The sequence below is a fragment of the Lichenicoccus sp. genome, from assembly GCF_965277665.1.
In the GTDB taxonomy this organism is placed as follows: Bacteria; Pseudomonadota; Alphaproteobacteria; order Acetobacterales; family Acetobacteraceae; genus Lichenicoccus.
On record NZ_OZ255835.1, the window covers coordinates 2,136,358 to 2,154,030 of the forward strand.

General features: G+C 68.5%; 17 protein-coding genes. 3 read left to right on the forward strand and 14 right to left on the reverse strand.

Features of this window, described 5'->3' with window-relative positions; genetic code table 11:
* Positions 1 to 34 precede the first annotated feature (34 nt).
* The 10 genes from ACQY4O_RS09755 to ACQY4O_RS09800 form a co-directional block, all read right to left on the reverse strand.
* On the reverse strand, positions 35 to 907 hold the full coding sequence (locus ACQY4O_RS09755) for a SirB1 family protein (protein WP_428376137.1): 873 nt from the start codon (positions 905 to 907) through the stop codon (positions 35 to 37).
* A 24-nt stretch (positions 908 to 931) separates the two neighbouring features.
* Complete coding sequence (gene cyoD / locus ACQY4O_RS09760) at positions 932 to 1,294, reverse strand: cytochrome o ubiquinol oxidase subunit IV (RefSeq protein ID WP_428376138.1); 363 nt, start codon at positions 1,292 to 1,294, stop codon at positions 932 to 934.
* Positions 1,294 to 1,905 (reverse strand): cytochrome o ubiquinol oxidase subunit III, encoded by a 612-nt coding sequence (gene cyoC, locus ACQY4O_RS09765; protein ID WP_428376139.1) that lies wholly within the window; start codon positions 1,903 to 1,905, stop codon positions 1,294 to 1,296. The genes cyoD and cyoC overlap by 1 nt, the downstream gene beginning before the upstream one ends.
* Before the next feature lie 5 nt (positions 1,906 to 1,910).
* Entirely contained in the window at positions 1,911 to 3,893 is a 1,983-nt protein-coding gene (gene cyoB, locus ACQY4O_RS09770) for a cytochrome o ubiquinol oxidase subunit I (RefSeq protein ID WP_428376141.1), read from the reverse strand.
* Positions 3,894 to 3,898: 5 nt separating this feature from the next.
* The gene (cyoA, locus tag ACQY4O_RS09775) at positions 3,899 to 4,777 is read right to left on the reverse strand and encodes a ubiquinol oxidase subunit II (protein ID WP_428376143.1); all 879 of its coding nucleotides are present in this window, start codon (positions 4,775 to 4,777) and stop codon (positions 3,899 to 3,901) included.
* A gap of 188 nt (positions 4,778 to 4,965) precedes the next feature.
* The gene (locus ACQY4O_RS09780) at positions 4,966 to 5,430 is read right to left on the reverse strand and encodes a SufE family protein (RefSeq protein WP_428376145.1); all 465 of its coding nucleotides are present in this window, start codon (positions 5,428 to 5,430) and stop codon (positions 4,966 to 4,968) included.
* A gap of 10 nt (positions 5,431 to 5,440) precedes the next feature.
* Positions 5,441 to 6,763: an ATP-dependent protease ATPase subunit HslU gene (gene hslU, locus ACQY4O_RS09785; RefSeq protein WP_428376147.1), complete on the reverse strand. Its 1,323-nt coding sequence runs from the start codon at positions 6,761 to 6,763 to the stop codon at positions 5,441 to 5,443.
* A complete protein-coding gene (gene hslV / locus ACQY4O_RS09790) occupies positions 6,763 to 7,347 on the reverse strand; it encodes an ATP-dependent protease subunit HslV (RefSeq protein WP_428376149.1) in 585 nt (194 codons plus the stop codon). The genes hslU and hslV overlap by 1 nt, the downstream gene beginning before the upstream one ends.
* A gap of 77 nt (positions 7,348 to 7,424) precedes the next feature.
* Positions 7,425 to 7,889, reverse strand: coding sequence for a response regulator (locus ACQY4O_RS09795; protein ID WP_428376151.1), 465 nt, complete (start codon positions 7,887 to 7,889; stop codon positions 7,425 to 7,427).
* A gap of 337 nt (positions 7,890 to 8,226) precedes the next feature.
* The gene (locus ACQY4O_RS09800) at positions 8,227 to 9,993 is read right to left on the reverse strand and encodes a thiamine pyrophosphate-binding protein (RefSeq protein ID WP_428376153.1); all 1,767 of its coding nucleotides are present in this window, start codon (positions 9,991 to 9,993) and stop codon (positions 8,227 to 8,229) included.
* A 294-nt stretch (positions 9,994 to 10,287) separates the two neighbouring features.
* On the opposite strand from ACQY4O_RS09800, the gene ACQY4O_RS09805 reads away from it, so the two are divergent.
* Positions 10,288 to 10,770: a hypothetical protein gene (locus tag ACQY4O_RS09805; RefSeq protein WP_428376154.1), complete on the forward strand. Its 483-nt coding sequence runs from the start codon at positions 10,288 to 10,290 to the stop codon at positions 10,768 to 10,770.
* Between the two features lie 66 nt (positions 10,771 to 10,836).
* Here the strand turns inward: ACQY4O_RS09805 and ACQY4O_RS09810 are convergent, their stop codons facing one another.
* The 4 genes from ACQY4O_RS09810 to ACQY4O_RS09825 all read right to left on the reverse strand — a co-directional run bounded on the left by ACQY4O_RS09810 (position 10,837) and on the right by ACQY4O_RS09825 (position 15,599).
* Positions 10,837 to 12,816, reverse strand: a complete 1,980-nt coding sequence (locus tag ACQY4O_RS09810; RefSeq protein WP_428376156.1) for an alpha/beta hydrolase family protein — start codon at positions 12,814 to 12,816, stop codon at positions 10,837 to 10,839.
* A 254-nt stretch (positions 12,817 to 13,070) separates the two neighbouring features.
* Positions 13,071 to 13,664 carry a fasciclin domain-containing protein gene (locus tag ACQY4O_RS09815; RefSeq protein ID WP_428376158.1) on the reverse strand — a complete coding sequence of 198 codons (594 nt, stop codon included), beginning with the start codon at positions 13,662 to 13,664 and terminating at the stop codon, positions 13,071 to 13,073.
* Between the two features lie 307 nt (positions 13,665 to 13,971).
* Positions 13,972 to 14,607 (reverse strand): glutathione S-transferase family protein, encoded by a 636-nt coding sequence (locus tag ACQY4O_RS09820; protein ID WP_428376160.1) that lies wholly within the window; start codon positions 14,605 to 14,607, stop codon positions 13,972 to 13,974.
* 116 nt (positions 14,608 to 14,723) lie between these two features.
* Entirely contained in the window at positions 14,724 to 15,599 is an 876-nt protein-coding gene (locus ACQY4O_RS09825) for a diacylglycerol/lipid kinase family protein (RefSeq protein WP_428376162.1), read from the reverse strand.
* Positions 15,600 to 15,770: 171 nt separating this feature from the next.
* Between ACQY4O_RS09825 and ACQY4O_RS09830 the strand changes: the two genes are divergently transcribed.
* Together ACQY4O_RS09830 and ACQY4O_RS09835 are read left to right on the forward strand one after the other, a co-directional pair.
* Positions 15,771 to 16,556, forward strand: coding sequence for a UDP-2,3-diacylglucosamine diphosphatase (locus ACQY4O_RS09830; RefSeq protein ID WP_428378160.1), 786 nt, complete (start codon positions 15,771 to 15,773; stop codon positions 16,554 to 16,556).
* A gap of 29 nt (positions 16,557 to 16,585) precedes the next feature.
* The gene (locus tag ACQY4O_RS09835) at positions 16,586 to 17,653 is read left to right on the forward strand and encodes a glycosyltransferase family 4 protein (protein ID WP_428376164.1); all 1,068 of its coding nucleotides are present in this window, start codon (positions 16,586 to 16,588) and stop codon (positions 17,651 to 17,653) included.
* The last annotated feature ends 20 nt before the right edge of the window (positions 17,654 to 17,673 follow it).

Here is a 17,673-nt window from a genome sequence, read left to right on the forward strand (position 1 = left end):
CATTTCTAACCACGACAGGCTGCCGTGGTTTAGTTCACCCTGTGCGTCCACGCAGCTCGTTGAGATCGGCGCGCGCCTTGTCCGCCACCTGGCCCCTCGGGACCAGGGCGAGAAAGCGCTCCAGGCAGTCGATGGCGGCCTGCAGGCGGCCGACCTGACGGCTCAGGTCGGCGGCGTTCAGCCAGTTCGCCGCCACATCCGGCGCGATCTGCAGCATGCCGCCGAGCGACGCCAGCGCCGCCTCGGGCTCGCCGGCCATCAACCGGCGCTGCACCAGGTTGCGCTGCAGGCGCAGCAGCACTTCGCGGCTGGTCATGCGCCGGATCATGTCGGGATGCAAAGTGACCGGCGACGCGCCGAGCCGGCCCAGCAGGAGCTGCAGGTCGCCGGCAGCCAGGGTGACGCCCTCGGCGAAGGCATCCACCAGCACGACCGCCTCGGCCTCGTCCGCCTCGTCGGGACCATCGCCGGCCGCGCCGCCGTCACGCACAACCATCGCGACCAGGAAATGGTAGGGGAAATCGACCCCGAACCCGTCCCAGCCGGCGGCGCGCATGCAGTGCAGCCAGAGCACCCCGAGCGCCACCGGCAGCCCCTTGCGGCGGCCGATCACCCGGATGAGGTTGGCATTGTCGAGGTCGTCGTAGGTCTCGCTGTCGCCGCGATAGCCGTGCCGGGCGTGGATCAGCCCGGCCAGCGCCCCGATCCTGCCCTCCGCGGACCGGCCCGACATCAGGCTGCCGATCGCGGCGGCCTCCCGCGCCAGGTCGGAGAGATGCGCTGAGGCCTCCAGCCATTCGCTTTCCGGCGCATCCAGGCGTGCCAGCTGCAGGGCGGCGGGCGCCGGATCGATCTCGGCATCGGGCAGCAGCCCGATCGCGGCCAGGGCCTGCCCCGGATCGATCATGACGACACGTCGATCATGCGAAGACTACATCTCCATCCGCATCTGCGAGCTGGCCGCACCCGGCACCATGTGCTCGCTGATATTGTGCATGATCCAGAGCGAACCCGCGATCAGGATCGCCACCGTCAGCACCGCGAAGGCGAACGCGGTGACGTTCCAGCGCTGCTCGGACGAGGTGTTCATGTGCAGGAAGCAGACCAGGTGCACGAACACCTGCACCGCAGCCAGGCCCGCGATCGCGAACAACGTCGCGACATGCGGCAGCACCGGCACCATGACCAGCCCGAAGGCCGCCGCGGTGAGCACGATGGAGAGCACGAAGCCGATGCCGTACGAGCCGACGCTGCCGTGGCTCTCGCCGGTATAGGCGCGGTTCAAGTCGGCCATTACTGCACACCCATCAGATAGACGAAGCTAAAGACGCAGATCCAGACGATGTCGAGGAAGTGCCAGAACAGGCTGAGGCACATCAGCCGGTTCATGTACGGGCCCGAGATGCCGCGCTTCTTGATCAGGATCTGCGCCATCAGCACCACCATCCAGATCAGGCCGCAGGTGACGTGCAGCCCGTGCGTGCCGACCAGGGTGAAGAACGCCGACAGGAAGGCGCTGCGGTCGGGCCCGTTGCCGTCGGCGACGAGGTGGCTGAACTCGTTCACCTCCATGCCGATGAAGCCCAGGCCCAGCAGGAAGGTGATGCCCATCCACAGCACCAGGCCGGAGGTGCGGTTGCGGTAGGCATCGAGCATGGCCAGGCCGTAGGTGCAGCTGCTGACCAGCAGCAGGAACGTCTCCACGGCGACATATTTCAGGTCGAAGATGTCGTGCCCGGTGGGGCCGTCCGCATATTGCCGTCGGGCCACCGCGAAGGCGGCGAACAGGGTCGCGAACAGGATGCAGTCGGTCATCAGGTAGAGCCAGAAACCGAACACCGTGTTCGGCCCCGGACCGTGATGCTCGCCGTGCTCGGGATGGGCTGCTAGGGATTCGTGCGCCATCGCCGTCAGCCACGCACGCTCAGTGCGACCTGGCGCGCGTGCTCGCCCTCGATGCGCGCCACCTCGGACGCCTTCACGTAATAGTCGATATCGTCGTCGCAGGTGCGCCAGATGAAGGTCGCCAGCATGGCGAGGAAGCCCGCCGCCGCCATCCACCAGATGTGCCAGATCAGCGCGAAGGCCATGATCGCCGCGAACACCGCGATGAACAGGCCGGCGGGGGTGTTGCGCGGCATGTGGATGTCCTCGTATGCGCCTTCATGCTGGGCGATCCGGCCGCGCTCCTTGGCGTCGCAGAACTCGTCGAGTGCCTGCACCTGCGGCGTCACCGCGAAATTATAGAACGGCGGCGGCGACGACACCGACCATTCCAGGGTGCGGCCGTTCCACGGATCGCCGGTCAGGTCGCGGTTGGCCTCCCGCTGGCGAATGCTGACCACGAGCTGGGTCACCTGCAGGATGATGCCGATCATGACCAGGCCGGCACCAAAGGCCGCCACCTGCAGCCACGGCGTCCAGGCCGGGTTGTCGTAGTGGTTCATGCGCCGGGTCATGCCCATGAAGCCGAGCACGTAGAGCGGCATGAAGGCGACATAGAAGCCGACCAGCCAGAACCAGAACGCGGCGCGGCCGAGGCCCTCGTGCAGCTTGAAGCCGAAGGCCTTCGGGAACCAGTAGTTGAAGCCGGCGAGGTAGCCGAACAGCACGCCGCCGATGATGACGTTATGGAAGTGCGCGATCAGGAACAGGCTGTTATGCAGCACGTAGTCGGCACCCGGCACCGCCAGCAGCACGCCGGTCATGCCGCCGATGGTGAAGGTCACCATGAAGCCGATGGTCCACAGCATCGCCGGGTGCATCTCGACCCGCCCGCGGAACATCGTGAACAGCCAGTTGAACACCTTCACGCCGGTCGGGATGGCGATGATCATCGTCGTGATGCCGAAGAAGGCATTCACGTTCGCACCCGAGCCCATCGTGAAGAAATGGTGCAGCCAGACCACGAACGACAGCACGGTGATCGAGACGGTCGCATAGACCATCGCGGTATAGCCGAACAGGTGCTTGCGGGAGAAGGTCGCCACCACCTCGGAGAAGATGCCGAAGGCCGGCAGGATCAGGATGTAAACCTCCGGATGCCCCCAGGCCCAGATCAGGTTCACGTACATCATCTGGTTGCCGCCGGCATCGTTGGTAAAGAAGTGCATGCCGAGATAGCGGTCCAGCGTGAGCAAGCCGAGCGTCACCGTCAGGATCGGGAAGGCTGCCATGATCAGCACGTTGGTGCACAAAGCGGTCCAGACGAACACCGGCATCTTCATGTAGTTCATGCCGGGCGCGCGCATCTTGAGGATGGTGACGAAGAAATTGATCCCGGTGAGCAGAGTGCCGATGCCCGATATCTGCAGGCTCCAGATATAGTAGTCGACGCCGACCCCCGGGCTGTACTGCAGCTCCGAGAGCGGCGGATAGGCGAGCCATCCGGTCTGCGCGAACTCGCCGATGGCGAGCGACAGGTTCACCAGCCCGACGCTGACCGCGGTCAACCAGAAGCTGACCGAGTTCAGGAACGGGAACGCCACGTCGCGGGCGCCGATCTGCAGCGGGACGGCGATGTTCATCAGCCCGATCATGAACGGCATCGCCATGAAGAAGATCATGATGACGCCGTGCGCGGTGAAGATCTGGTCGTAATGGTGCGGCGGCAGGTAGCCGGGCGCCCCGTCATGCGCGATCGCCTGCTGGACGCGCATCATGATCGCGTCCGAGAAGCCGCGCAGCAGCATGACCAGCGCCAGCAGGATGTACATCACGCCGATCTTCTTGTGGTCGACCGAGGTCAGCCATTCGCGCCACAGGTACGGCCACTGGCGATACCAGGTGACCAGCCCGAGCACCGCGGCCACCACGATGCCCATGAACCCGACCGCGCCCATCTCGATGGGATTGTCGAACGGGATATCCGCCCAGGTGAGCTTGCCGAGCATCGTCCCTACTTCGCCTTCATGCCGGAATTGAAGTGCATGGCCTTGCCCCTGTATTTCGCGATGATCTGGTCGAACAGCCCGTGCTGCACCTGCGCGAAATAGGTGGCGGGCACCTTCTCGCTCGGCGCCGCGACGCTCGAATAGTCGGCGTCCGTCAGGCTGCGGCCGGAGTGGCGGACCTTGTCGATCCAGGCGTCGAAGCCCGACTGCGTGGTCGCGATGGCGTTGAAATGCATGTCCGAGAAGCCGGCGCCGCTGAAATTGGCGGATTCGCCGAAATATTTCCCTGGGCGGTCGGCGATCAGGTGCAGCCTGGTCTGCATGCCCGCCATCGCGAAGATCTGGCTGCCGAGGCGCGGAATGAAGAACGAGTTCATCACGCTATCCGAGGTGATGTGGAACTCGACCGGGGTTGCCACCGGGAAGGCGATCTCGTTGACGGTGGCGATGCCCTGCTCCGGGTAGATGAACATCCACTTCCAGTCGAGCGCCACCACGTCGATCACCACCGGCTTGCGATTCGAAGTCAGCGGCCGGTACGGGTCGAGCGCGTGCGTGGTCTGCCAGGTGATGACCGCCAGGATCGCGATGATCGCGATCGGCACTGCCCAGACCACCGCCTCGACCGGGCGGGAATGCGCCCAGTTCGGCATGTAGGTGGCATTCGTGTTGGTCGCCCGGTAGCGCCAGGCGAACACCAGGGTCAGCGTGATAACCGGCACGACGACGATCAGCATCAGCCAGGTGGCGAGGATGATGAGGCTCTTTTCCTGCTGTCCGATGCTGCCCATCGGATCGAGGACATCGAGCTGGCAACCGCCGAGCAGCAGTGCCGGGCCGAGTGCGAGGAGCCCCGACACCCACCCTGGTTTCCTGTTCTTCATCACGCGCCCCAATGAGCCAAGCGGTCCCGCAAGGCCCACACCCCAGGTCCGGCGGCCCAGGTCTGGCGATCGGACCGCAAAACGGCGGGACCATAGAACCACCGTCCGGCCGGGACCAGCCGCAAACGTGCGTTGGAATGCTGCACCGCAGCGTTTTTTACCATGTCAGAGACAAGCCCAGGCGGCGATCAGGCCGCGTCAGCCCGCCGCGCGGCTTGCTGCACGGCGCGGGCCATCGCCGCGATGCCGTTGCCGCGGTTGGTGGAGAGCGCTTCCAGGAGTCCCAGATCCTTGAGGAAGACAGGATCGGTGGCCAGCACCTCGGCCGGGCTGCGGCCGGAATAGACCCGCAGCAGCATGGCGATCAGGCCGGAGACGATGGCGGCATCCGAGGCGCCGGCCAGCCGCAGCAGGCCGCCCGCGAGCGTCGCCTCCATCCAGACGCGGCTCTGGCACCCCGGCACCCGGTGCGCATCGTCCGCCCAGCGCTCGGGAAACGGCGGCAGCTTGCGGCCCAGCTCGATGATGTACTGGTAGCGCTGCATCCAGTCGTCGAACACGTCGAGCTCCTCGCCGATGGCGGCGACCGCCTCGGCGGCGCTCGCCTCCTCGGGCACGACGAACGGATCGATGCTGCTCCCGGCTTCCGGCATGGCCGCCAGCCTACAGGATGAAGCGGCTGAGGTCGCCCTTCTGGGCCAGCGGCGCCACCTTGTCGCGGACATAGGCGGCGTCGATCCGCACCGTGTCGCCCGGCCGGTCGCTGGCGGTGAAGCTCACCTCCTCGAGCAGCCGCTCGAGGACCGTCGCCAGCCGCCGCGCGCCGATATTCTCCACGCGCTCGTTGATGTCGGCGGCGAGGTCGGCCAGCGCATCGATCGCATCCTCGCTGAAATCCAGCGCCAGCCGCTCGGTCCGCATCAGCGCGGTGTACTGCTTGAGCAGCGAATGCTCCGGCTCGGTCAGGATGCGTCGCAGGTCGTCCCTGGACAGCGGCGCCAGCTCGACCCGGATCGGCAGGCGACCCTGCAGCTCGGGCAGCAGGTCGGCGGGCTTGGCCAGGTGGAAGGCGCCCGAGGCGATGAACAGGATGTGGTCGGTCTTCACGGGGCCATACTTGGTCGAGACGGTGGTGCCCTCGATCAGCGGCAGCAGGTCGCGCTGCACCCCCTCGCGCGACACGTCGCCGCCGCGAAAGCCGCCGCCCTCGGACGAACGCGCGCACACCTTGTCGATCTCGTCGAGGAACACGATGCCATGGTCCTGGGCGTGCGCCACCGCCTCGCGCGTCAGGCTGTCACTGTCAAGCAGCCGGTCGGCCTCCTCGCGCTGCAGCGCCACGCGCGCGGCCTCGACCGTCATCCGGCGCGGCGTCGCCTGCTTGTTGAACATGCCCTTCATCATCTCGCCGAGATTGATCACGCTGCCGCCGGGCATGCCGGGAATGTCCATCCCGCCCATCGGCGCCCCCTGCGGATCCGCGATGGCGACCTCGACCTCCTTGGCCTCCAGCTCGCCGTCGCGCAGCATGCGGCGGAACTTGCCCTTGGTGTCCGCACTCGCGGTCTCGCCGACGAGCGCGTTGACCAGCCGGTCCTCGGCGGCCAGCTCGGCGCGCGTCTGCACGTCACGCCGGCGCATGTCGCGCAGCATGCTGATGCTGACCTCGACCAGGTCGCGCACGATGCTCTCGACGTCGCGGCCGACATAGCCCACCTCGGTGAACTTGGTCGCCTCCACCTTGAGGAACGGCGCCTGCGCCAGCTTGGCGAGCCGGCGCGCGATCTCGGTCTTGCCGCAGCCGGTCGGCCCGATCATCAGGATGTTCTTCGGCACCACCTCCTCGCGCAGGTCGAGGGCGAGCTGGGCGCGGCGCCAGCGGTTGCGCAGCGCGATCGCCACCGCCCGCTTGGCGTCGGCCTGGCCGACGATGAACCGGTCGAGCTCGGAGACGATCTCGCGCGGCGAATAGGTCGGGATGTCCATCAGCGCGCCTCTGCCGACTGCAGGGTCTCAACGATCAGCGAATGGTTGGTATAGACGCAGATGTCGGCGGCGATGCGCATCGCCCGGCGCGCCACCTCCTCGGCGGAAAGTCCGTCCACGTCCATCAGCGCCCGTGCGGCCGCGAGCGCGTAGTTGCCGCCGGAGCCGATCGCGATCACCCCGTCCTCCGGCTCCAGCACGTCGCCATTGCCGGTCAGGGTGAAGGAGCGGGTCTCGTCGGCGACCGCCATCATCGCCTCCAGGCGCCTGAGGTAGCGGTCGGTGCGCCAGTCCTTGGCGAGCTCGACGCAGGCCCGCTCGAGCTGGCTCGGATAGCGCTCCAGCTTGGCCTCCAGGCGCTCCAGCAGGGTGAAGGCGTCGGCGGTGGCGCCGGCGAAGCCGGACAGGATGGCGCCGCCCGGCCCGATGCGGCGGACCTTGCGGGCGTTGCCCTTGATGACCGTCTGTCCGAGGGTGACCTGGCCGTCACCGGCCATCGCGACCTGGGCGCCGCGCCGGACGCACAGGATCGTCGTGCCGTGCCAGCCGATCGGGTCGTGGCTGGTCGTCTGATGTGTCTGCATGATGGCGGTAGATAATCAGTCTGGGCCTGCACGCAAGCGCCGGGCCGTCACGCGCGGACAGCGCCCGGATGGCTGGGTCAGCCGGCCGGCGGCGGCGTGGCGTGCCGGCCCGGCATCGCCGGCGGCGCTTGGATCTTGAGGTCGTGCAGCAGTTCGACCAGCTGGCTCGGACGGAACGGCTTGGCCAGCACCCGCTCGCCGGCGCCCAGCTCACGGCCTTCGAGCACATCCGGCCGGCCGGTGATGTAGATCACCGCGATCGTCGGCACGAGCGCCTGTGCGATGGCGGCGACCACGAAGCCGTTGCGGCCGGTGCGCAGGTCCAGATCGGTGATCAACACGCGCGGCTTCACCGGCTCGTCGCGCAGGACCGCCAGGGCCTCGGCCTCGCTGGCCGCCTCCGTGACCCCGAGGCCGGCGTCGCGCAGGGCCTCGCCGAGCGTGCTGCGAACCAGCGGATCGTCATCGAGCAGCAACAGGTCGCACATTGCGTATTCCCTCAGCCCGATCCCCGCACGGCCCGGCGCGGCACGATCACGCATCGCCAACGTCAAGCGCCGCGATCGATCCGTGGTTGCAAAAGGACCGGACACGAACCCGCCCTCCGGCCCTTAGAGCAAGACTGGCTCAAACCGAGCCGGTAAACTTGCTCTACCAGATTGATCTAGAGACTGATTCACGTCTCAGGCTGGTTCAGCCTGAGACGATCAGGCTCTAGAGGCTGTTTGAAAACGCCTGCTGCTGGATGAGAGCGACCCGCAGGGTCGCGCCCGGCGTGACTTTCCGAGCACCGCAGCGGAGCGGCCTAGATGGCCGTGAGCAGCGAAGCGCAGGAAAGCCGCGTCGGATCGCCAGCAGCCGGCGTTTAGAAACAGCCTGTCACACTGAGATCGGCACCTCGATCAGGTTCGCCGCGCCGGATGCGATGCCGGCCTCGACGGCGGCGGCGATGTCGCCGGCCCGCTCGACGCGACGCGCCGCAACACCCATCGACGCGGCGAGTGCGAGGTAGTCGATCGGCGGGTCGACCAGGTCCATGGCGATGAACCGGTTCGCGGCGCGCGACAGGTAGTGCGCCTGCCCCTTCATGTAGGTCTTGAGGATATTGTACTCGCGGTTGTTCATCACCACGAAGGTCACCGGCAGCTTCTCGTGCGCCGCGGTCCACAGCGCCTGCGGCGAGTACAGCGCAGCGCCGTCGCCGACCAGGCACACCACCGGCTCGCGCCCGATGCCCAGGCTGTAGCCGACCGAGGCCGGCAGCCCCCAGCCCAGCGCGCCGCCGCGCAGGAACGCATATTGCCGCACGCTCTCGCTGTACAGCAGCGAGCGCAGGTAGCCGGAGGTGGCGATGGCCTCGTCGACGATCGGGACCCCCGGCCCGATCGCGCGCAGCACCTCGCGGGCCGCGACCAGCGGGGTGGTCACCGGCTGGCTCGCCTCGCGGTCGGCCTGTGCCGCAAGCCGCCCGCGCCGCGCCCGCATGCCGGCCGCGTGGGACGCCGCCGCGCGGTCATGCGCGTCGCGTCGCGGCGCCACCCGCTCGCGCAGCATCGGCACCAGCACGCGCAGCGACGCCTGGATGTCGCCCTGCAGGGACAGCTCGGTGGGATAGGACCGGCCCAGGTCGCGAACGTCGGTCGAGAGCTGGAACACCCGGCAGGTATCCGGCACCGCGGGGCCCTCGGTATAGAGAATGGTGATCACCGACTTGCCGCCGAGCGCGAACAGCGCGTCGTAGTTCGACAGCACGTCGGCGATCTCGTCGGCGCGCGTCGGCAGGTTGCCGCTCCAGAGCGGATGCGCGGTCGGGAACGGCAGGTGCGCCGGCCAGGACGAGCCATAGACTGGCGCCCCGAGGGCGTCCGCTAGCATCACCATCTCGTCGGTGGCGCCCCCGCCTGGTGCGCCCCCGCCTGCATTGCCACGCGCGCTGACCTCGTCGCCCGCGATCAGAGCGAGGCGGCCGGGCGCCACCGAGGCCAGCAGGTCGGCCATCCGGTCGAGCGAGCCCGCCACCGCGGCGGTGTCGATGGTCGAGCGCTCCGGCACGGCGATATCGGTCATCGCCTCCATCATGTCCATCGGCAGCGACAGGAACACCGGCCCGGACGGCGCGGCGCTGCAGTCGAGGAAGGCGCGCCGCACCAGGATCGGCAGCTGGTCCACGTGGGTCACCTCGCGCGCCCACTTCACGCTGGGTGCGGCGATGCCGACGAGATCGCCGAACAGCAGCGGGTCCATCAGCGCGTGCCGGCTGTCCTGCTGGCCCGCCGTCACCACCAGCGGCGTGCCGGAGATCGAGGCGTTGAGCAGGTTGCCGAGACCGTGGCCGAGGCCGCCGGCGGTGTGCAGGTTGATGAAGCCCGGCCGGCGCGCGGCCTGCGCATAGCCATCCGCCATCGCGACCACGCTGGCTTCCTGCAGGGCCAGCACATACGCGATCTGTGTCGTCGTCAGCAGGGCATCGATCAGCGGCAGTTCGGTGGTGCCGGGATTGCCGAAGATGTACTCGACGCCCTCGCTCTCCAGCAGCTCGAGCAGCAGTTGCGCGCCACGCCGCGGGGCGAGTGCCGCGGCACGCCGGATGCCGGTGGCGGCAGCCGGCCCGGGGGTCGCCGCCGGGCCATCGTTCGGTTCGGACATGCGGCTGTGCTCCCGGTTGCGGAGCACCATCATGCCGGCGGGCCGCGTCGGCGTCAGCCCCGCGGCTGCGGGCCGGCCCTGCGATGGCGCCGATCATCACGAAGGCATGTAATAATAACCGGCCCGGGACAATCATAGATTCGACAACATTTTGCCAGATTGCTGTTGCAACAGTCACACTGTTCGAAAGCATCAATAACAATTCGTGAAACAGCACCATTCACGGTCTCGTTGCTTTCGTGGACGTATCGGTGCCGACATGATGCAGCCGTTCAGAGAAGCGGATACCTTCCCATGCTGCTGTCCGCAAAGGCGCGTCTTCCGCTGCTGCTCGCGGCGCTGCTTACCGTCGCCGGAATCCTGGCCATCGCGGGAGGCGCCCCGGGCGTTCCGGTGCGCGTGCCCGCGGCCGGGCAGCCGGCCGAAGCGCCCGGTTCGGGACGGCTGCCGGAGGGGCGGCACATGGAGCCGGTGGCCGATGCGCTGTCGGAACAGGCGACCCTGGCACCCGGGGTCGAACTGCTGGTCGGACCGGGGCGGCTCGCCTGCCGACGCGACAATATCTGCACCCTGCGCGACGAGGACGACCCGCACACGGTTCTGGTCTTCGGCATCGGCTCGCTCGACAACGGCCAGCGCCGCTACCTGATCGACAACGGCGCGCTTGCCGCGAACCCGGTCGCGGTCAGGCTGATCCGCAGGGACATGTCCGGCAACGCCTACGAGGCGCTGCAGGTGATCGATTCCCGCACCCGCGACACCATCGGCCTGCAGTAGCGTCGTCTTCGAGAGCCGCCTCAGCCATCCAACCTTTCAGTGCTGCGTTCCGCCTTCGCATGCCCATCATCGCTGCACGCTCTCGAACCAGCGCCGGAACCAGGCGGTGCCGCGCCGCTTGAGGTCCTCGCGATCCGATTCGCGCACCAGCGCATGGCCCTCGCCCGGATAGACGATGAAACTGGCTGGAACGTCCAGCGCCCGCAGCGCGGTGAAGAATTCCTGGCTCTGCGGCATCGGGCATTCGACATCGCGCTCGCCGACCGCCACCAGCACCGGCGTGGTCACCCCGCGCATGTGCATGATCGGCGACGCGTCCAGGTACGGCTTTGGATTGTCATAGACCGAGCCGCCGAACGTCACGTCGTCTGAGCCTGCCTGCGGTGCCTCGCCTTCGATCGACAACCAGTCCGAGACACCCGCATCGGCGACGCCGGCCCGGAAGCGGTGCGTCTTCGTCACCGCCCACATGGTCATGTAGCCGCCGTAGGAGCCGCCGGTGATGCCGAGCCTGGCATCGTCGATGGGTGCGGCGCGCTCCGCCGCATCCACGCCGCTGAGCACGTCGCGCCAGTCGCCGCCGCCGATGTCGCGTATGCTGCCGGCGGCGAACGCCTCGCCCTGGCCGAAGCTGCCGCGATAGTTCGGCTCGAACACGTCCCAGCCCTGCGCGAGCCAGCCGCGCAGCACGCCGCGCGAGGACGGGAACGCGGGGGTCGCCGCCGCTTGCGGGCCGCCATGCACATCGACGATCATCGGGCGGCCCCCCGAACCCGCGCGCATCATGCGCGCCCCCTGGGCCCGGGCCGGCTCGATCAGCCAGCCCTGCACGTCGAGCCCGTCATTCCTCCAGGTGATCGAACGTGCCACACCAGGTGCCACCTGCCCGGCATTGGCGTGCGTGAGCGGCCGCCAGGCGCCGATCGGCCCCGCCACGAGCTCGGGGGGGTCGGCGAAGCTCTGAGATATCGCCGCCGAGCCAAGCCTGCTGCAGGACAGCGACAGGTTCCAGCCGCCGGCCGACAGCATGCGCTCGCCGGACCACAGCACGTGGGGCGCCGCGCCCTCGGCCAGTGTCGCGACCGCGCTGGTGCCCGCGGCCAGCGTCGTCGCGGTCAATGCGTTGCCGCAATGCCAGTCGATGGAGGTGACGGTCGCATGCAGGCCGGGCGTGAGATCCACCGGTGCCGCACCGGGTGCCTTCAGGTGCAGCAGGAAGGCGTCGCCGCCGGTCGAGCCGAAATCGCTCATCCAGCCGCCGATGAAGCCGACGCTGCCGCCATCCGGGGACACCACCGGGGCTGCAAGCTGCTCGCGCGGGCCGGGCGTGAACAGGGTGCGTACCGCCCCCGAGGGCTCGAAGCCGTAGAGCCGCGCCACCCACCAGTTGCTGTCGCCGTTGCCGTGCGCGGCGGTCGCGACGAAGCCGCCATCCGGCCGCCAGTCATATTCATAGACGTAGAGGTCGGCGGGCGAGATGAAGCGAAGGGCGGCATGGTCGACCACGGCGATCCGCTGCTCGTCGAACGAAACGCCGATCTCGCCCTGCAGGGCCGCCGCCGCCTGGGTGGCCCCCACCCGCTTGTGCGCGTTCGCGGTCGCCAGCACGGCGAGTTGGCCGCCTGGCCCGTAGCGCAGACTGTCGAGCGGACCCGGAAATGCCAGCGCACGCTGCGGCGTGCCACCGGTCGCCGCCACCGTCTCGATGTCGGTGCCGATGCCGTCCGGCTCGTCGAGCAGGAAGGCCACCGTCTGTCCGTCCGCCGACCAGGTCGGCGAGGACGGCACGCAGCCCGGACGCCCCGCGCAGGGCAGGTCGATGCTGCTTGTGGCGCCGCCCGGTCCGCGTATCAGCAGCCGGGCGGGAGGCTGGGTCTCCGCCGGCAGGTCATCGGTCTCGATGCTCGCGACGTGCCGGCCGTCCGGCGCGATGACGACGCTCCGGAACAGGTGCAGCGGCGCCGCGGCCGCGGCATGCGCTTGTGCGGCAACGGTGAAGGCGGCGAGGACGGCGGGAGCGATCGAACATCTCATCCCGTCATTCATGGCTGCGCGATCAGGTCCGCGCAATGCATCCGGGATGCGCTATCCGCGCAATGCATCCGGGATGCGCTATCCGCGCAATGGATCAGGATGCGCTATCCGCGCAATGCATCCGGGATGCGCTATCCGCGCAATGGATCAGGATGCGCTATCCGCGCAATGGATCAGGATGCGCTATCCGCGCAATGCATCCGGGATGCGCTATCCGCGCAATGTTCCGGGGGGCGCGCGCCCCCCGGAGGCATAAGCGGGGCGGCTCAGCCCGGCAGCAGGACGTGGTCGATGACGTGGATCACGCCGTTCGACTGGTAGACGTCCGCGATCGTGACGGTGGCGACGTCGCCCTTCGCATCTGTCAGCGTGATGGTGCCCGGCGCGCCCATCATCGCCACCAGCGGCTCACCCGCGACCGTGGTCAGTGTCGCCTTGCCGCCGCCCGCCGCGATCGCCGCCATCAGCGCCTTGCTGTCCATGGTGCCCGGCACGACGTGGTAGGTCAGCACCTTGGTCAGCGTCGCCTTGTTCTCCGGCTTCAGCAGCGTCGCGACGGTACCGTCGGGCAGCAGGGCGAACGCCTCGTTGGTCGGCGCGAACACCGTGAACGGGCCCGGACCGTTCAGGGTATCGACCAGGCCGGCGGCCTTCACGGCGGCGACCAGCGTGGTGTGATCCGGCGAGTTCACCGCGTTCTGCACGATCGTCTTGTTCGGATACATCGCAGCCCCTCCGACCATCGGATCGGCGGTCGCGGTCATTCCGGGCTGCATGCCGGCCGTCGGCTGCGACATGGTCTGGGAACAGCCGGCGAGCAGTACAGCCGCCAGCACGCCCGGCACGATGCGGAAGTTCATTGGATGTTTCCTCGTTGCAGAACCCGCAGGAAGCAGGTCTCTGACGACGTTACTGAGCAAGCACCGTGTTGGATGCAGGGACCGATTGCATTCCGCCCTGCATCCGGGAAGATCTGAGAGCCTCTTTGCAAACGCCTGCTGCTGGATGAGAGCGGGCTGAAGGCCGGCGGCCGGCGTGACTTTCCGAGCACCGGAGCGGAGCGGCCGCCTATGCTTGAAAAGTGGGGGCCGTGAGCAACGGAGCGCAGGAGAGGCGCCCAGCCTTGAAAGCGGGGGATCGCCAGCAGCAGGGGTTTGCAAACAGGCTCTAACCCGGGCTGGGCTGGGTCCGCTTGAAGCAGGGCAGCGCCTGGATGCTGGTCCACCATTGCGCAAAGCCCGGCACGTCGAACAGCCTGTCCTGGTCGGGCGTCAGCGAGACGTAGAACGCGATCGGGGCCAAGTAGAGGTCGGCAAGGCTCAGTTCGCCGGCGATGAAGGGCGAACTGCCGCGCTCTTGCATGGCGAGCGCGATGACCTTGCGGCCGGCCTCGATCCCATCCCGGCGCGCGGCCTCGTTCCTGCCACCGACGAAATCCGGAAACAGGTGGTAGGCGGCGACGCCGCCGAGCAGGCTGGGGTAGCCGTAGCTGTCGATCAGCCCGATGACCATGTCCATCCGGGCACGGTCCTTCGGCGTCGCCGGGACCAGCGACGGGCCGGGCAGCACGTCGTTGAGGTAGCGCACGATCGCCGAGGTCTCGAGGATGCGGATGCCGTCATGGTCGAGCACCGGCACCTTGCCGAACGGATGCCGCTCGAGATGCTCGGGCTCTCGGGGCTCGCCCTTGAGCACGTTGAGCGGGACCTGCCTGTAGTCGGTGACGCCCTTCTGGGCGAGCAGCATCCGCACGGTGCGCACATAGGTGGAGCCGTCGAAACCCCACAGTGTGATCTCGGACATGGCAGCGTTTCCTGTTGCATTGCAAAACCGGGCCGCGGGCTCCGGCGCCGTGCCGATGCCAACACGCACAGGCGAGAGCGGTTGCCGCGGCATTTACGACCAGGTTTTCGGGCCGATCAGGCTCGACGCCCGGCCAGCACCTCGATCGGCGCCGGGGCATCGACCACGCGCAGCGGCGTGCTGCCGGCCGGATCGCCATCCGACTGCGCCGGCACGGCGATGTCCGTGGTCACCGCGATCTCGAAGCCGCGCAGGCGCCGCATGCCGGGCAGCAGCCGCATCAGGTTCAGCGGCAGCGCGGCGCCGGCCAGCATGGCGGATGCGATGCCGGCCCGCTCGAACAGCACCACCGAGAAGCCGCGTTCTCCCGGCACCGCCTCCGGGGCGAGCATATAGGGGCCGCCATACAGGCAACCCTTGCTGACGATGACACCGCCGGTCTCGTGCAGCACGCCGTCGATGCTGACCTGCAGACGCGCGAAGCCGTAGCGCGGCAGTTCGCGCAGCGTGTGGACGACATAGGCGCCACGGCCCAGCGCGCGCTTCACCGGCTGCGAGATGTGATGCACGACATGCGCATCGAAGCCGATCCCCAGCATCTGCACGAACAGCCGGCTGCCCTGCGGCCCGTGCGCGATCCCCGGCCAGAGCGGCCGCGGCCGACCCGCCGCCAGCACCGATGCGACCTCCGCCGCGGCACCCGGCAGGCCCAGTTCGTGGGCGAGCACGTTGGCGGTGCCAAGCGGGATGATGCCGAGGCGGCAGCGCGCGTCCAAACCCTCGGCCACTTCGGCAATCGTGCCGTCGCCGCCTGCCGCCACCACCAGGGTGGCGCCGCGCGCGACGGCGTCGCGCGCAAGCCCGGTGGCATGGCCGGCATGCGTCGTCTCCACCACGTCCAGCCGCACGCCATGCGCCATCAGCACGTCGAGCACGCTCCAGAGCAGCCACACCCGCCGGCGGCCGGCGGTCGGGTTGTAGATGACAAGCATATGACACTCCCGCAACGGGCTTTCCCCTCGCAGCAACAGGGGTATTCGCGATTCTTCGTCATGGCACGCCCGCTTCGTGGGCGCCCGGCAATTCATCATGCAACCGTCACGAAGAGACTCGAGCCGGCAGATGTATATCGCCGGGCAATGGGATCTCCTTCGTTGCCAGCGATGCGCGCGCGCTACCGGACCGTGTTCGTCTCCGACGTGCATCTGGGAACCCGCGGCTCGCGCTGCGATTTCCTCGCCGACTTCCTGCGTGCCAGCGCCTGCGACACGCTCTACCTGGTCGGCGACATCGTCGATGGCTGGCGGCTGAAGAAATCATGGCACTGGGATGGGGCGCATGACGAGCTGCTCCGGGTGATCGTCGGCATGGCCCGCGGGGGCACCGATGTCGTCTATATCCCCGGCAACCACGACGAGATTTTCCGCGCCTGGCTGCCGATGCAGCTGGAAATCGCGGGCATCAGGCTGTGCCAGGATGCGGTGCATGTCACCGTCGACGGACGCCGGCTGCTGGTCATGCATGGCGACGAGTTCGACAGCGTGGTGCGCTATGCGAAGTTCCTGGCACTGCTCGGAGACCGTGCCTACGGCGGCGCCCTGGTGGTGAACCGGTATTTCAACCTCATGCGCCGACGCCTGGGCCTGCCGTACCGTTCGTTGTCGGCCTGGCTGAAACGGCAGGTCAAGGGTGCGGTCAAGGCGATCGACCGGTTCGAGCTGGCACTCGCCGCCGAGGCGCGCCGGCGCGGCCTCGACGGCGTGGTGTGCGGGCATATCCACCATGCCGAGATGCGCGACATCGGCGGTGTGCTCTACATCAATGACGGCGACTGGGTGGAGAGCTGCACCGCGCTGGTCGAACACGATGACGGCCGCCTGGAGCTGATCGACTGGGCCGAACGCAACCGGCTGTCGTTCATGCAGCGCCGGCTGCCGCAAGATGCCTGATGCAGAATGGGCAAACGCGGCATAGGCCGATGCGGCGCATCCTGATCGTCTCGGACGCCTGGATGCCGCAGGTCAACGGTGTCGTGCGCACGCTCTCGACGGTGGCCGGTGAATTGCGCGGCATGGGCCACGTCGTCGAGGTGATCGGGCCCGACCGTTTCCGCAACGTACCCTGCCCGACCTATCCCGACATCAGGCTCTCGCTGCTGCCGGGGCGCAGGCTGGCGCGCATGATCGCGGCGTTCCGGCCGGACGCGCTGCACATCGCCACCGAAGGCCCGCTCGGCCTCGCCGCCCGGCACTGGGCGATGCGGCGCGGTGCTGGGTTCACCACCTCGTTCCACACCCGCTTCCCGGAATACATCCAGGCCCGCACCGGCCTGCCGCCCGGTCCTGCCTATGCGCTGCTGCGCTGGTTCCACAACGCCTCGGCGGCCACCCTGGTCGCCACCGAGACCCTCTCGCAGACCCTCGCCGCGCGCGGCTTCACCCGCCTGCTTCCATGGTCGCGCGGCGTCGACCTGCAGCGCTTCCGGCCGGAGCCGCGCGAGGACTGGACCCGCGACTGGAACGCGCGTCGCCCGGTGTTCCTGTATGTCGGGCGCATCGCGGTGGAGAAGAACATCGAGGCCTTCCTCGACCTGGAGCTGCCCGGCTCCAAGGTGGTGGTCGGCGGCGGCCCGATGCTGGCCGCCCTCAAGCTGGCCTATCCCGACGTGGTCTTCACCGGCCCGCGTGCCGAGCGGGCGCTGGCGCAGTCCTATGCCGGCGCCGACGTGTTCGTCTTCCCCAGCCGCACCGACACGTTCGGCCTGGTGATCCTCGAGGCGCTTGCCTGCGGAGTGCCGGTGGCGGCCTACGACGTGATGGGGCCGCGCGACATCCTGCGCGGCGCCGCGGGGCGGCCCGGCGCGGTGTCCGACGATCTGCGCGAGGCGTGCCTCGAGGCGCTCCAGGCGAGCCGCGCCGACGCGCGGGCGCACGCGGAACGGTTCGGCTGGCGCGCCTGCGCCGAGCTGTTCCTGGCCAGCCTGGTGCCGCTGGCCGCCGCCCCGGCGCGCGCCGTCCGCCGGGGAACCGGACACCGCGATGCTTGACGCCGCCCGGGCTTGACGCT